Origin of the sequence: Pseudomonas sp. SWI44 (genome assembly GCF_002947915.1) — a bacterium.
Taxonomy (GTDB): domain Bacteria; phylum Pseudomonadota; class Gammaproteobacteria; order Pseudomonadales; family Pseudomonadaceae; genus Aquipseudomonas; species Aquipseudomonas taiwanensis.
Genome location: NZ_CP026674.1, coordinates 3,337,544 through 3,351,618, shown reverse-complemented (window position 1 = coordinate 3,351,618; position 14,075 = coordinate 3,337,544). Strand labels below are relative to the sequence as shown.

General features: G+C 64.0%; 12 protein-coding genes and 1 tRNA gene. 7 read left to right on the top strand and 6 right to left on the bottom strand.

All coding sequences use genetic code 11. The annotated features are described in order from the left end of the window. Positions 1-12: 12 nt before the first annotated feature. Both C4Q26_RS15860 and C4Q26_RS15855 read right to left on the bottom strand, forming a co-directional pair. Positions 13-1,173, bottom strand: coding sequence for an MFS transporter (locus C4Q26_RS15860; RefSeq protein ID WP_023382379.1), 1,161 nt, complete (start codon positions 1,171-1,173; stop codon positions 13-15). Positions 1,174-1,530: 357 nt separating this feature from the next. After that, entirely contained in the window at positions 1,531-2,745 is a 1,215-nt protein-coding gene (locus tag C4Q26_RS15855) for an MFS transporter (protein ID WP_023382381.1), read from the bottom strand. Positions 2,746-2,926: 181 nt separating this feature from the next. Between C4Q26_RS15855 and C4Q26_RS15850 the strand changes: the two genes are divergently transcribed. Further along, positions 2,927-3,859, top strand: coding sequence for a FecR domain-containing protein (locus tag C4Q26_RS15850; protein WP_256583272.1), 933 nt, complete (start codon positions 2,927-2,929; stop codon positions 3,857-3,859). 95 nt (positions 3,860-3,954) lie between these two features. Continuing rightward, a tRNA-Met gene (locus C4Q26_RS15845) sits at positions 3,955-4,031 on the top strand. A 63-nt stretch (positions 4,032-4,094) separates the two neighbouring features. Here C4Q26_RS15845 and C4Q26_RS15840 read toward each other — a convergent pair. Beyond that, positions 4,095-4,706: a LysE family translocator gene (locus C4Q26_RS15840; protein WP_027907637.1), complete on the bottom strand. Its 612-nt coding sequence runs from the start codon at positions 4,704-4,706 to the stop codon at positions 4,095-4,097. Between the two features lie 217 nt (positions 4,707-4,923). Between C4Q26_RS15840 and C4Q26_RS15835 the strand changes: the two genes are divergently transcribed. After that, complete coding sequence (locus C4Q26_RS15835; RefSeq protein ID WP_023382384.1) at positions 4,924-5,832, top strand: LysR substrate-binding domain-containing protein; 909 nt, start codon at positions 4,924-4,926, stop codon at positions 5,830-5,832. Here C4Q26_RS15835 and C4Q26_RS15830 read toward each other — a convergent pair. Next, on the bottom strand, positions 5,772-6,350 hold the full coding sequence (locus C4Q26_RS15830) for a D-Ala-D-Ala carboxypeptidase family metallohydrolase (RefSeq protein WP_027907638.1): 579 nt from the start codon (positions 6,348-6,350) through the stop codon (positions 5,772-5,774). The genes C4Q26_RS15835 and C4Q26_RS15830 overlap by 61 nt on opposite strands. Before the next feature lie 67 nt (positions 6,351-6,417). Between C4Q26_RS15830 and C4Q26_RS15825 the strand changes: the two genes are divergently transcribed. Further along, positions 6,418-7,575, top strand: a complete 1,158-nt coding sequence (locus C4Q26_RS15825) for a hypothetical protein (RefSeq protein ID WP_023382386.1) — start codon at positions 6,418-6,420, stop codon at positions 7,573-7,575. A gap of 84 nt (positions 7,576-7,659) precedes the next feature. On the opposite strand, the gene rimI is transcribed toward C4Q26_RS15825, so the two are convergent. Beyond that, positions 7,660-8,115 carry a ribosomal protein S18-alanine N-acetyltransferase gene (rimI, locus tag C4Q26_RS15820; RefSeq protein WP_023382387.1) on the bottom strand — a complete coding sequence of 152 codons (456 nt, stop codon included), beginning with the start codon at positions 8,113-8,115 and terminating at the stop codon, positions 7,660-7,662. Continuing rightward, positions 8,112-8,900, bottom strand: coding sequence for a hypothetical protein (locus tag C4Q26_RS15815; RefSeq protein WP_023382388.1), 789 nt, complete (start codon positions 8,898-8,900; stop codon positions 8,112-8,114). The genes rimI and C4Q26_RS15815 overlap by 4 nt, the downstream gene beginning before the upstream one ends. Positions 8,901-9,198: 298 nt before the next feature. Here C4Q26_RS15815 and mksB point away from each other — a divergent pair, with 298 nt between their 5' ends. Genes mksB through mksF form a run of 3 tightly spaced genes read left to right on the top strand, consistent with a single transcriptional unit; the run spans position 9,199 to position 14,001 of the window. Beyond that, entirely contained in the window at positions 9,199-10,476 is a 1,278-nt protein-coding gene (gene mksB, locus C4Q26_RS15810; protein ID WP_023382389.1) for an Mks condensin complex protein MksB, read from the top strand. Then, positions 10,466-11,173 (top strand): Mks condensin complex protein MksE, encoded by a 708-nt coding sequence (gene mksE, locus C4Q26_RS15805; protein ID WP_023382390.1) that lies wholly within the window; start codon positions 10,466-10,468, stop codon positions 11,171-11,173. The genes mksB and mksE overlap by 11 nt, the downstream gene beginning before the upstream one ends. Then, positions 11,170-14,001, top strand: coding sequence for an Mks condensin complex protein MksF (mksF, locus tag C4Q26_RS15800; RefSeq protein WP_104881248.1), 2,832 nt, complete (start codon positions 11,170-11,172; stop codon positions 13,999-14,001). The genes mksE and mksF overlap by 4 nt, the downstream gene beginning before the upstream one ends. Positions 14,002-14,075: the final 74 nt, after the last annotated feature.

Sequence of the window (14,075 nt, the reverse complement as noted above, 5' to 3'; positions counted from 1 at the left end):
GCGACAGGTCCATCAATCAGCGAGCGCCCGCAGCTTCCCTGCCCGTCGGTACGACTGCCGGGCGAAGCACACGAACATACCGGCCATCAGCGCCAGCGCCATGGGCAAACCATGCGGTGCAACGTCCATCGCCGCGCCACTGACCAGCGGCCCGACCAGGCTACCGACACCCCACAGCAAGCCCACACTGGCATTGGCCGTCACCAGGTCCTGCCCCTTGAAGCGCTGCCCGATCAGCACCAGCGCCAGGGTGTAGATGCCCCCCGCCACCGCGCCCAGCAACACCAACAGCGGCCACAGCAACCAAGTCATCTGCAGCAACCACGGCAGCGCGATACCGATGGACATCGCCACCAGCCCACAGACCAGATGCAGCCCGGTACGCTCGACCCGGTCGGCAAGCCAGCCCAATGGCAGCTGGAAGACCATGTCGCCAGCGAACACCACCGTCACCATCAAGGCTGCCACGCCCACGGCAAAACCATGGCTGGTGGCATACACCGGCAGCAACGACAGCACCACGGCATCGAAGAACGAGAAGAACAGCACCGCCACGCACAGCGCCGGGGCGACGCGAAAGAAGCCGGCCAGGCCGAAGCTCTTCTCGCCTTCGTCGCCATGCTCGACGTGATCGTTGGGTACGGTGAGCAGAATGCACAGCAAGGCCAGGCCATAACAGGCGGTGACCACCCCGGTGATCCACGGGCTGTTGGCACCGATGATCGCCAGCATCGCCGGGCCCAGCACCTGGAATCCGGTGAAGCTGGTGGCGTACAGGGCCATGATCTTGCCGCGGTTGTGGTCCGGGCACAGTTCGTTGACCCACGACTCGCCCAGGATGATGGCGATGCCCATGCCGACACCCAGCCCCAGGCGCAGCAGCGCCAGCCACAGCATCGAGTCGAAGGCCCACTCCAGCAAGGCGATGCTCAGCGTGCACAGGCTGAAGCTGAGCAGGTAGATGACGCGACGGGTCAGGTGCCGGCAGCAGGCATCGACCAGGAACGCCGAGAGCATCATCCCCGCAGCGGGAATGGCCGAGATGATGCCGATCTCCAGGGTTCCGGCACCTGCTTCATGCAGGCGCAACGACACCAGCGGCAGGCTGGCCCCCAGGCTGAAGCCCACCACCGAAACGGCGAACAGAAGGCCCGCCAGCAAACGCATGTTCATGTACCACTCCTTGCAAACCGAAAAGACGCGCAAACGCAGGCGCCCAGGCGCACACCGGGACGGTGGACGACGCAGGGGCGCGGATCAGTTCAGTGCAAGGTGTGGCGAGAAGGTGAAGGCGAACAGCACACTGCGCCGACGCTTGAGCACCGTGTCGCTCGGCCATGCGCGACGCATGGCCTGAAAGGCAGGCGGGCGTGCATGAGGGAGGCTTTGGGTACGGCGCATTGCTGAGACTACTACGCAGGTGTGTCGAAAAAAGAGGCGGCACTCTAGGCCAAGGCGAGTTGGTTCGTCAAATACCCAGGTGGGAGAGGCCTTGTGTCGCGAAAGGGCTGCAACGCAGCCCCAGCGTTCTCAACGCTTACCGGTATTGGGCAAGAACACCGCCAACAACCCGAACAACGGCAGGTACGAGCACACGCCATACACATACTCGATACCGCGCAGGTCAGCCACATACCCCAGCAGCGCAGCGCCAATTCCACCGAAGCCAAACATCAGCCCGAAGAACACCCCGGCAATCATGCCCACGCTCCCCGGCACCAGTTCTTGGGCATACACCACGATGGCCGAGAACGCAGACGCCAGGATGAAACCGATCACCACACTCAGCACGGTGGTCCAGAACAGGTCGGCATAGGGCAACGCCAGCGTGAACGGCGCCACGCCCAGGATCGAGAACCAGATCACCGCCTTGCGCCCAATGCGGTCGCCGATCGGCCCGCCAAAGAAGGTGCCAGCGGCCACCGCGCCAAGGAACAGGAACAGATGCAGCTGCGAGCTGGCCACCGACAGGTCGAATTTCTCGATCAAGTAGAAGGTGAAGTAGCTGGTGAAGCTGGCCATGTAGAAATACTTGGAGAACACCAGCAGGCCAAGCACGATCAGTGCCGCGATCACCCGCTGGCGCGAGATGCCATGGGCGGCCTGCACCGCCTTGCGCGCCTTGGCCTGACTGAGGTGGTCCTTGTACCAACGGCGCAGCATCAAGGTCACGCCGAAGAAGAACAGCCCCGCCAGGCCGAACCAGGCGACGTGACTCTGGCCGAAGGGAATGACGATGGCCGCTGCCAGCAACGGACCGAATGCAGAGCCTGCATTACCACCGACCTGGAAGGTCGACTGCGCCAGGCCGAAGCGTCCCCCCGAGGCCAGGCGGGCGATCCGCGAGGTTTCAGGGTGGAAGGTCGAGGAGCCGATACCTACCAGCGCCGAAGCCAGCAGAATCATCGGGAAGCTACCCACGAACGCCAGCATGACGATGCCCACCAGGGTACACAGTGTGCCCATCGGCAGCAGATTCGGCGTCGGCCTGCGGTCGGTGAAGAAGCCTACCCAGGGTTGCAGCAACGACGCGGTGATCTGGAACGTCAGGGTGATAAGGCCAATCTGCGCGAAGCTGAGGTCGTAATTGGCCTTGAGCATCGGGTAGATCGCCGGCAGTACCGACTGGATCAGGTCGTTGATCAGGTGCGCCAGGGCACAGAAGGCGATGATGCGCATCACCAGCGGATTGGCGTGGGAAGCCGAGCCGCTGGCAGAGGCGGTTGAGGCGCTGCTGGTGGCCATGAACTGGTGTCTCCGTCGGCAGGTTGGGATCCGATTATCAGGAAACGAATAGATACATAGCTACCTTTTTATCACCCTATCGGCGCACGCTTGTAAATGGTTCTCAATATATTTAGCATCCTCACGCTCTATCCCTGTATTCGTTGGGCGAACCCGCCCTCTTCGTGAACTGATCGACACCATGAGCCCGATGCCAGCCCAGCAGACCCAGCGCGAGGCCCAGCAACAAGCGCTGGAGTGGTTCTCGCGCATGCGCCAGCCTGGCTGCGACGACATCGAGCGCCGCGAATTCGCTGCCTGGTGCCAAGACCCGCTCAACGCCCATGCCTATGCCGAACTCGAGGCCCTCTGGCAGCACCTGCAACCGCCACAGGTTCGCCCGCGCCCCCTGCCGGCGACGCCCCGTCGCAGTCACCTGGGCAAAGCGATGGCGCTGTTGTGCCTGTTACTGGCCGGCGCCCTGGTCTACCTGTACTGGCCGTTGATGCAACGCTGGGGCAGCGAACTGCATACCGAGGCCGGCGAACGGCGCAGTGTGCGCCTGGCCGACGGTTCGACCCTGCACCTGGACAGCGCCAGTGCGATGAACGTCGACCTGCGCAGCCGTACCCGCCAACTGCAGCTGGTGCAGGGCCAGGTCTACCTGGAAGTGATGCTCGATGGCCGGGCCATGGACCTGCAGGTCGATGACGCGCGCATCCAAGTGTTCGGTAGCCGCCTGATGGTGGCGCGCCACGCGGACCACGACGAAGTGGTGGTGATCAACGGCAAGGCCATGGTCATTCAGGGAGGGGACCAACGAATGGTCTCTTCGGGCGAGCGCGTGACCTTCAACCAGGCACGCATCGACACGGTGCAGAAGGTCGACATCGACCGCGCTACAGCCTGGCGCAGTGGGGCTTTGCGCGTCACCGACATGCCGCTGGGCCAGGTACTGGAACGTCTGGCCGGCTACCAGGGTAGGCGCGTGTGGTTGATGGACCAGCAGGCCGCCTATCGGCGCATCAGCGGCGACTTCAGCCTCGACCGTGCGCAAGACAGCCTGGACAAACTCGCCGCCGCGCAGCGATTGACGCTCAACGGCCTGCTTGGCCACTGGCTGATCGTCCGCTGAAACCGGGCTTTGCGGCTAAGTTTTTGAAAGCGTGCAAATTTTTTTTGAAATGAGTGTTGACACAGGGTCATCACAAGGGAATAATGCGCGCCATCGGCTACATAGCTCAGTTGGTTAGAGCATAGCATTCATAATGCTGGGGTCCGGGGTTCAAGTCCCTGTGTAGCCACCAAACAAGTGAAAGGGCTTACCGCAAGGTAAGCCCTTTTTCTTTGCCCGCGACACATCTCCCCGCTCAGCGCACACCGCTGATTGCAACCGCCAGCCCCAGCCCGATCAGCGCTACGCCTATCATTCGGTCGACCATCCGCTGACGCTCGATCATCGCCCTGCGCAAACCTTCACTGGAAAAGAACACCGCCACCAGACTGAACCAAGCCCAGTGGGCGAACGACATGAACGCGCCGTAGGCAAAATCCAACTGCAATGCACTGCCCGGTTTCACCACCTGGGTATAGGCGCTGATCACAAACAGCAGGGTCTTGGGGTTGAAGGCGTTGGTCAGAAAACCAGTGCGCATGGCCTGCAGCATACCCGCACGACTGCTGCCACCTTCAAGACGGATCCGGCGGGTGTTGGTCAACGACTGGTAACCCAGGTAGATCAGGTACCCCGCCCCCAGCACCTTCATCCCCATGAACAGCGTTGGGCTGCGGCTGATGATCACCGCGATTCCCAGCACCGTGTACAGCACATGCACCTGTACGCCCAGGGCGATACCCAAGGCGGCGGCCAAGCCCGCCTTGCGGCCCTGTGCATAACTAGTGCGCGTGACCATGGCGAAATCAGCGCCAGGGCTGATGACTGCCAACACGGTGAACACGGCGATAGCGACCAATTCATTCACGGAACAACTCCTCGATAAGCGATGAAAATGCACGGATGCGCGATTATCGAGGCCTGATGCCCTGGCGAAAAATCGATTTATAGTGAAGGAAATCTGATAGTTTTCCTGTCAGATTTTTATGGCCTCTTCATGAGCAACCGTCCTTCTACGGGGTCAGCGCCAACCTTATGAAGGGTGATGCATACGCCAAGGCGCAGGAATGGATAACGACCCTTCGATGAAACTGCCCCCACTCAATGCATTGCGTTACTTCGACATCGCCGCCGAAACCGAAAACTTCGTGCGCGCCGCCGAACGCCTGCATGTCACCCATGGCGCCGTCAGCCGCCAAGTACGCCTGCTGGAGGAAAGCCTGGGCATCGAGCTGTTCGAACGGCGCAACCGGGCCATCTTCCTAACACCTGCAGGCCGCGCGCTGCACGGCACCACCCAAGCCATCTTCGAGCAGCTCGAAGGCGCGGTGCAGCGCCTGCGGCAGCAGGAAAGCAACAACGTACTGGTGCTGTCCTGCGAGCCCACCATTGCCATGCGCTGGCTGATCCCACGCCTGCCCCGCTTCCACGCCGCCCACCCCGACCTGCAACTGCACCTGGTGGCAGCGGGCGGCCTGCCGGACTTCACTCGCGGGGGCATCGACCTGGCCTTGCGCCGCGACGACTTCCACTGGGACCACACGCTGCACAGCCTGAAAATCTGCGAGGAATGGATCGGCCCGGTAGGCCACCCCACCACTGCTGACAACCAGCGCCTGCTGCACAGCGGCACTCGCCCCAGCGCCTGGCCGACCTGGCTGCGCCTGAGCGGCCAGCGGCTCGGGCACACCGAGCGCAGTGACTACGAACATTTCTACCTGTCGATCCAGGCCGCCAGCGCAGGCCTGGGCCTAGCCATCGCCTCAGCCCTGATGGTGCAAGACGAACTGGAAAGCGGGCAGCTGAAAGCCCCCTTCGGCTTTCTGCGCGACGGCTCTGCCTATCACCTGCTCAGCCCCCATCCGCTCAACGCTGGCGGTAAACGCCAGCGCTTCGCCCAATGGGTGGCCGATGAGTGCCAGCGCGGCCTGACTCAACTGGGCTTGATGCAGAACGACGAACCGGCACCACCATCCCCACCCCAGGTGCGATAGCCTGCGGTGTCGATGTGGATACGCCCCGTCGGATAGCGCCCCAGGCCCATGTTCCAAGCCTGGCCATGCTGTTGCCAGAAGCGGCATAGCGGCTGGGGATCAGCCCAGCGTGGCAAGAGGATGTCGACCGCGAACGCACGGGTATGCGCACTGCCCACAGCGCCACCCGCACAGGCATTGAGGCCTGGCTCGCGGTAGGCCGAGACCACCTCGTACTGACGCAGGATGCCTTGCTGATCGAGGGTCTTGAGCAGCGACAAGGTGGAGCGCACCGCCGGCCAGTGACTGATTGGCGGCACGGCGAAAGGCGACGCCCGGCATACCCGCCAGTCCGAGGCCGAGCGCAGCAACTGCGCGATCGGCACCACACCGTACAATCGGGCATCGACCAGCATCTCGCGAAACGGTCGGGTCTGATGATCCCCCGCCCATTGCGCGAACATCCACACGTCCCGCTCATCGGCCTGTGCCACGCCGCCCGCCATCGCCGCCATCAACACCCAACCTGCCCTTCTCATCGCCACGCTCCCTGCCCCAGTATTAGCACCGGCCGCCGGATCGGGCGGCAATGACAAGGAGTTAAGCATGCACAAGATTGCCTTATCGAGCCTCGCCGTCGTCGCCTTCAGCAGCCTGGCCCTGGCTGACGCGCATATCGACCTGGGCGATAGCCAGCGCGTCACCCGATTGTTCGCCTACCCCAACAACTGCAACGTGGTGTGCTACCGCAACTGGTCGCTGGAACAGACCGTCGAGCACTACCTGACGCAGAGCGTGCGCCGCGACGGCTATGCCGATGCAGGGGTGCACGTCAGTCGCGACAACGACAGGCTGTACGCCACTATCAGCAAGGTGCCCGCCAACTACGTCGCGCCACTGCGCCAGCTGCTCGACAGTGGTGAGCTGGCCTACGATGGCGCCACACAGTTGAACAAGGACGGCAAATGGTCCTACGACTGGTACCTGTTCCTGCCGCTGGGCATGGCCCTGCAGAACCGTCGCAGCATCGAGCTGCTGCACTTCCCGCCGGACTATTCGCTGACCCAGGCCCAGGACTACCTGCGTTCGAACACCACCGACCGCTGGGCCGAACTGCTGACGTTCAACGGCGTCGCTACCAGCCAGACCCCGGCCTACCAGACCATCATCGACATCGCACCCATCGCCGCCCCCGCCAGCGCTGGCGAGTCATTGAAGGACACCTATAGCTACTTCAAGGACTACCAGGTCCGCATGGTCCGCGAGATGACCCTGCAAAACCCCGCCAAACCCCTGCCGATGGTCGCCTTCGGCGCCCCGGTGCGCAGCTGGATCCAGCAGCAGTACGGACCGCAGGTCGGCGTACTGGGCCTGGTCGGCATCAGCCCGCAAAAGGGCACGACGGTGCCGGTGCTGGGGGCCAACCACCCCAGTGCGATCTGGTATGCGGCGGACAAGGCCAGCCATGGTGGCGATCAGGATGCAGCCGATACGGCCGGGCTGAAAATGATGGGGCAGGACCTGACGGCGGCCTGCTGGCAGGCCGGGATGGGGCGCAACCCGGCGGCAGAGCCGAAACTGACACTCGAGGCCTGTGCCACCAAGTGGCAAGTCACGCAGAAGAAACAGACGTGCGAGCTGTTCTTCCGCACCGTACGCAAGTACACGCCGGAACAAGCAGCGGCGAAATGCAACAGCGCGGCGGTGACCCGATCGCTTCGGGACCTGCGCAAGCCCGTCGAGGCGCTGCCTCCAGCGCTGTGATCGACATACCGGCCTCTTCGCGGCGCGAGCCCGCGCCCCCAGGCTTCACGCCACGATCGAGGCCGGCTCAGGCCGGACCCAGGCTTACTCTTCGAGCAGGGTACAGGCCATCACCAGGGCATCTTCGCGCCCACCGGCGATCGGGTAGTAGTCACGTCGGCGGCCAATCTCGTTGAAGCCATAGCGCTCGTACAAGCGATAGGCCGACTGGTTGCTGGCCCGCACCTCCAGGAAACACTCCCGGCCATTGAGCTGGTAGGCACGTGCCATCAGGTGCTCCAGCAGGCGCAGCCCCAGGCCACGGCCCTGGTTCTCCGGCTTGACGGTAATGTTGAGCAGGTGCGCTTCGTCGATGATCACATTGATCACGCCATGGCCGACCTGCTGCTGGCCATCGAACATCAGCCAGACTTCGTACGACTTGAGCGCATCCTGAAAGATCCCACGGGTCCAGGGATGACTGAACGCTGCATATTCGATTTTAAGCACGGCATCCAGATCCGCCTCGGTCATCAGGCGGAAGCTGATCGAGTCACTCATTCAACGCTCTTCCAGCGCGCCATCAGCTGGCGCATCGCTTTCCAGACGTCCGCCTTGCGTTGCGGCTCGTCCATCAACAGTTCAAGGCCCGGCAACGCCCAGGCATCGCCCAGGCCTTCGACCTTCAGTACTTGGTAATACGCATCGGCGTCGGCATTGGCGGCAAAGCGCAGCGCCGGCATGCCGACCAGCCAGAGGCAGGCGCCCGGCACTTCTTCGAGGCGCGCCTGGAGGAAGCCCTGGACGAAGTCCCGAGCGGCATCCGGGCCCTGATCCATGTTGCCGCGCACCAGCAGCGGCCAGCGTACCGGCTCGCCGATGATCTGCGGCGCATCGGGCAGACCGGCGGCACGCAGCATGTCCTTGAGCAGCAGGTAGGACGGATCGCGGCTCTGGAACGGTTGGCCGGTGGCCAACTCGATCAACAGCAGGCAACCGCCAGCGCGCAGCAACTGCAGCGAGAACCGTGGCGGCGGCACCGGAGCCGGACGTGGCGCCGGGGCGGCCTCTTCGGCCTCCACCGCCTTGGCGACAGGTTTGGGCGCACTGCCCGGCCGCGGAATTTCGATCTTCGGCCGCTCGACGGAACGGGCCTGGGGCGCAACCGGCGTCTCGCTGGCGACAGGCGCGGATGGCCTGGCTTCGAACTCGAGCGCCTCCACCGGCACCTGCGGCAATAACAGCTCTGGGCGCGACGGTGCGGCGAACGGCAGTTCGGCACGCGGCAGCCAGTGCACCACTTGCATGGCGGAGAGGTAGGCGCGGCGGCGGGGTTCGGTCAGCAAGGCACGGGTATCCGGGTCGAAACAGTGGGCCATTCTAACGTTGTTGGCAGGCATGCGCTGCAACTGGTCAGCGGATTTTTGTCGCCTGACCAGGGCCATCGCAGGTAAACCCGCGGCCACAGGTTTCCCCTGCATTTCGACTAGGCCGCAACACCTGCAGGCGCCGGCGTGCCGGCGAACTGGCCAGTGAAACCCCCAGAAAAGCCAGGGTTATCCCTCATTACAGACCAAGGGGTGAAATCCTCCCCCAAGGATGCAGTACAATCGCCCCCTTTTATTTGGCAACGAGTCGACGCCAATGATCGAACCCAAGCGCGTCCTGCGCGCCCTAGCCGAACACTGGGCCTTGATCGAGCCGCTGTGCGAGCGTTTCGACCAGGGCACCCTGAGCCTGGTCGAACTGCGCCAACAGCTGGCCCGCCAGCAGGTCGAGAGCACCCCGCAGGACATCACCCAGCTGCTCGACGTGTGGATCCGCCTGGATATCCTGGTCCCGGTGGCCAAGAGCCCGAACCGCTTCGAGCTCAACGCCCAGATCCACGACTTCCTCGCCTACCTGCGCCGCGAGCACCGCCTGGGCCTGTGCCTGGAGATCGAGGCTTACCTGCGCCACCTCGAACGCCTGGCCGGACATATCCAGGACGCTTTCGACAACCGCGACAGCGATGACCTGGCGCGCCAGTTGCGCCTGCTCGACATGCGCGTGCGTGACGTCCTCAAGAAGCTCGACAACGACGAACAGGCCCTGGTGGCCGTGGCCGAGCGGGCCAAGACCAGCAACCGCCAGATCCCGCTGCGCCAGCGCTATGCCGAGGTCCTGGCGACCTGGGACGAGTACGTCGAGCCGATGATCCAGTTGGTCAACGCCGACGGTGCCTTCGAACAGGGCGTGCGCAAGGTCGAGACCGTGCTGCTGAAACTGCTCGGCGAGCAAGCCCGCCTCGGTCACCTGGTCGACGACGACATGCTGCTGCGCACCCATGCGCGCATTCTGGAAATGCAGACCAGCGCCCAGCTGACGCTGCGTCATGCCCGCGAATTGCTGCTGCCGCTGCGCGAAGAAGCACGTCGGCACAACGCCGTGACCCGTGGCGCGGCCCTGGCGCTGTCGGTGATCCGCCGCAAGGGCATCGACGCCGTGCCCCACGCCGCCATGCCACTGTTCACCCGGCCGCAGAGCACTTTCCTGGGCAGCGCCAGCCAGGTCGAAGCGTATGTCTACGCCCTGGCCCGTTTCGAGCCCAAGCCGGCGCGCTTCCCCAAGGCGCACAAGACCCAGAAAGGCCCGCTGCCGCGCGCGCCACGCACGGTCAAGGAAATGCTCGAACGCTGCGAAGACGCCCTGCCGCTGCCCGACCTGATGGTCTGGTTGTTGGAGCAGGAGCCCGAAGGCGCCACCGACGAATTGCTGTACTGGTTCTCGCGCCTGTCGCGGGAAAAACGCTTCAAGCGTGAGCGCCTGGAACGGCGCGAGTACACCACCCAAGAACACCTGGTCAGCCTGCGCTCGTTCGCCCTGACATCCAGCCGCGAACCATCGCCTGAAACCAACGCGAGCCCAGCCAATGCATCTTGATCTTTCCGAACTGTCCCAGCTCGCGCCGATCTTCCGCGAGCTGTTCAAGGGCTTCCACGTCAGCCGCCGCGACCCTGAAATGTACGGCCAGCTGTCGAACTTCCAGGACCAGTACCGCACCCTGTTCAAGGCCCTGGGCTTCGAGCTGGTGTGCGACACCCGTGGTTTCTACTACTTCGTCCCCGAGCAGGCCGCCGCGCAGGTCAACAAGACTGCCCAGCGCTTGTCGCTGTTCACCTTCATCCTGGTCGAGCACCTGGCTGACCAGGGCCGCGACCCGATGGCCGTGCTCGACGGTGGCAGCATCGGTCGTGACGAACTGCCCTCGCTGCTGGACAAGTACCGCGACCTGTTCCTGCAGGCCGAAGTGCAGACCGTCGACGAGCTGGAAGAAAAGATCATGCGCCGCATGACCCAGCTTGGCTTCGCCCACGAGGAAGGCGGTATCTACCGCTTCCTGCCGCCCATGCACCGTTTCCTCGACGTGTGCCTGTCGGTCCAGCAGGACCGCGACCTGGCGGCCAGTCTGCACAGCGACTTGCCACTGCCGACGCCGGTGCTGGTCGAGGAAGAGAGCCCCGAAGCACTCAACCGCACCGACGACCCGCTGGATCTGGCGCCGTTCGACGACGAGGAAAGCGAGGAACAGGCCCTTGCCCGGGCCATCCGCGAAGAGCAACAGGAGAATGAAGCATGAGCCAGGAACGCTACGGCATCCGCCGCTTCGCACTGCTCAACACCGCCGGCTACAGCCTCGGCCTGTTCCCGCTGGAACACCCGCTGTCGGTCTACGGTGCCAACAACCTGGGTAAATCAGCGTCGATCAACGCGCTGCAGTTCCCGATCCTGGCGCGCATGTCGGACATGAGCTTCGGCAAGTACAGCCTCGAACAGTCGCGTCGCTTCTACTTCGCCAGCGACACCTCGTACATCCTCTGCGAACTGAACCTGCCCCATGGCCCCCACGTGATCGGCGTGGTCGGCCGGGGCCCGGGCGGCGGCTTCGGCCACCAGTTCTTCGCCTACAAGGGCGAGCTGGACCTGGCCCATTACCAGAAGAACGACACCTGCCTGCGCCAGAAAGAGCTGTTCACCAACCTCGAGCGTCTGGGCCTGAAGGCCTACGAGCTCAAGCCGGACGAACTGCGCCGGCTGCTGGTCGGTGGCCACACCTCGGTACCGCTGGACCTGACCCTGATTCCGCTGCGCTCGACCAGCGAGCAGAGCCTGAAAACCTTCCGCGCACTGTTCATCAACCTGCTGCACATGCGTGAAATCACTGCCGCCAAGCTCAAGCAGCTGTTCCTCGATGCCTTCGAGCACAGCCTGCGCTCAGGCAGCGTCGACTACATCGCCGCTTGCGAAGAGGCGTTCCGCGATGTGCGCCGTATGGAGCAGGACTACAACGCGCTGGTCGCGGCCGGCCCACTGGTCGAAGCCCTGGCCGGCGGCGTGGCCCAGCGCGACATCCTGCGCGGCAAGCTGCACCGCCTCTCGCCCCTGCTCGACAACCTGCTGGGCACCTGGCAGGACTACGCCATGGCGCGCAAGGAAGAGCTGGTCATCCAGGCCGAGCACTACCGCAGCGAGCAGGACAGCCTGCAGAACGACCAGCGCAGCGGCACCCAGGAATTGATGCGCCTGGAGCGCGAGATCACCGGTATCCAGCGTTGGCTCGGTGAGCTGTCGGTGCTCAAGCACCGCTTTGCCCTGGTCGATGACGTCAAGGTCCTGGAACAGCAGCTGCTGGCGGCCAAGGACGCCCACGACGAGCTGGCCGGTGCCCTGGCCCAGTCGCGCCAGTTCTCCGCCGAAGACCTCGACGAGCGGGTGCGTGACCTGGAAAAACGCCTGAAGCAGGTCAAGCAGCAGCTCGAGCACGCCGACAACAACAGCTACGCCCGCCTGCGCGAGGAGTTCTCGCAGCAGGATGTCGACCGCCTGATGCGCCTGTTCAACGGCGCGCTGTTCAGCCTGCCGCTGGGCGAGCGCGGCATCGAGCTGGACGACAGCGACCTGTGGGTGAAGTCCCTCGAAGCCGTGCTCGATGGCTTCAAGGGCGAGCGTTTCGAGGCCCCTGGCCTGTCCATCGACCTCTCCCACATCGACCCGCCAGCCCTACAGGCCCTGGCCGACCGCGCCGCCCTGCGCGACCAGAAGGACCGACTGGAGCGTGAGCTCAAGCAGCTCAAGACCCAGCAGGCCGTCGCCGCCGACCGCTCGGCTTCGAAAGCCCAGACCGAAGCCCTGTACCAGCAGGTGCTGGATGCCCAGAAAGCCCTGGAAGACTTCCGCCGCACCGAGACGCTGAGCGCCGAAGAGCCCGAGAAGATGGAGCAGTTGGCGCAACTGGAAGCCGCCCAGGACGAACTCAAGCGCTCCAGCGACGCCTTCACCGAACGCGTCCAGCAGCTGTCGGCCAAGCTGCAACTGGTCGGCCGCCAGATCGCCGACCTCGAAGCCAAGCAGCGCACCCTGGAAGACGCCCTGCGCCGCCGCCAACTGCTGCCCGCCGACCTGCCCTACGGCACGCCGTTCATGGAAGCGGTCGACGACTCCATGGACAACCTGCTGCCGTTGCTCAACGACTACCAGGACAGCTGGCAGAGCCTGCAGCGCGTCGACAACCAGATCGAGGCGCTGTACGCCCAGGTTCGCCTCAAGGGCGTGGCCAAGTTCGACAGCGAAGACGACATGGAGCGCCGCCTGCAACTGCTGGTGAACGCTTACGCGCACCGCACCGACGAAGCCCTGACCCTGGCCAAGGCACGCCGCGCCGCAGTCACCGACATTGCCCGGACCCTGCGCAACATTCGCAGCGACTACGACAGCCTCGAGCACCAGCTGGCTTTGTTCAACCGCGAGATCAACCGCCGCCAGGTCTCCAACCTGGAGAGCTTCCGCGTGGTGCTGGCGCCGAACAAGGAAGCGCTCAAGCACATCGACCAGATCATCCACAGCGCCGGCCAGTACGAGGAGGGCGAGACTCTGTCGGTGTTCGACCTGACCCAAAGCGCCGAGCAGGATCACAAGAACGAAGAGGCCAAGGAGTACCTGGCACGGTTGGTGGCGGCCAACCACAACCAGCTGGGCCTGAAAGACCTGTTCGAGCTGGCCTTCGAGATCACCAAGGTCAACAGCCAGCCAGTGATCCATGCCGACATCGACGGCGCCGCCTCCAACGGCACCACCATGACCATCAAGGCGCTGACCAACATGTACCTGTTGCTGCACCTGATGGACCGTGACCTGGCCGGCCGCATTCGCCTGCCCTACTACCTCGACGAGGCAGCGGACATCGACGAACGCAACCAGGCCGCGCTGCTGGAGACCAGCCTGCAGCTGGGCTTCGTGCCGATTCTGGCGAGCGTGAAGCCGCAAGTATCGGCGCGAGTTGCGATCGACCTGGAAGGTGGCAGCGGGCCGAATGGCATCTACATCGACGAGGCGGACTGGAAGTTCATCAGCCGTCTGGATGTGGAAAAGGCGATCGTGCGTGAGGATCAGGCCGAAGAGTTGGCCTGATTCGGTGTGACGGGGCCGCTTTGCGGCCCCTACGCGGGTTTTGCACACGCCCCAACGGCAGTGGAGTGCGTGCA

What these genes read in the sequence shown, in the direction of transcription:
- C4Q26_RS15860 (WP_023382379.1), bottom strand. Translation starts at nt 1,173, where the DNA reads ATGAACATGCGTTTGCTGGCGGGCCTTCTGTTCGCCGTTTCGGTGGTG.
- C4Q26_RS15855 (WP_023382381.1), bottom strand. Translation starts at nt 2,745, where the DNA reads ATGGCCACCAGCAGCGCCTCAACCGCCTCTGCCAGCGGCTCGGCTTCC.
- C4Q26_RS15850 (WP_256583272.1), top strand. Translation starts at nt 2,927, where the DNA reads ATGAGCCCGATGCCAGCCCAGCAGACCCAGCGCGAGGCCCAGCAACAA.
- C4Q26_RS15835 (WP_023382384.1), top strand. Translation starts at nt 4,924, where the DNA reads ATGAAACTGCCCCCACTCAATGCATTGCGTTACTTCGACATCGCCGCC.
- C4Q26_RS15830 (WP_027907638.1), bottom strand. Translation starts at nt 6,350, where the DNA reads ATGAGAAGGGCAGGTTGGGTGTTGATGGCGGCGATGGCGGGCGGCGTG.
- C4Q26_RS15825 (WP_023382386.1), top strand. Translation starts at nt 6,418, where the DNA reads ATGCACAAGATTGCCTTATCGAGCCTCGCCGTCGTCGCCTTCAGCAGC.
- rimI (WP_023382387.1), bottom strand. Translation starts at nt 8,115, where the DNA reads ATGAGTGACTCGATCAGCTTCCGCCTGATGACCGAGGCGGATCTGGAT.
- mksB (WP_023382389.1), top strand. Translation starts at nt 9,199, where the DNA reads ATGATCGAACCCAAGCGCGTCCTGCGCGCCCTAGCCGAACACTGGGCC.
- mksE (WP_023382390.1), top strand. Translation starts at nt 10,466, where the DNA reads ATGCATCTTGATCTTTCCGAACTGTCCCAGCTCGCGCCGATCTTCCGC.
- mksF (WP_104881248.1), top strand. Translation starts at nt 11,170, where the DNA reads ATGAGCCAGGAACGCTACGGCATCCGCCGCTTCGCACTGCTCAACACC.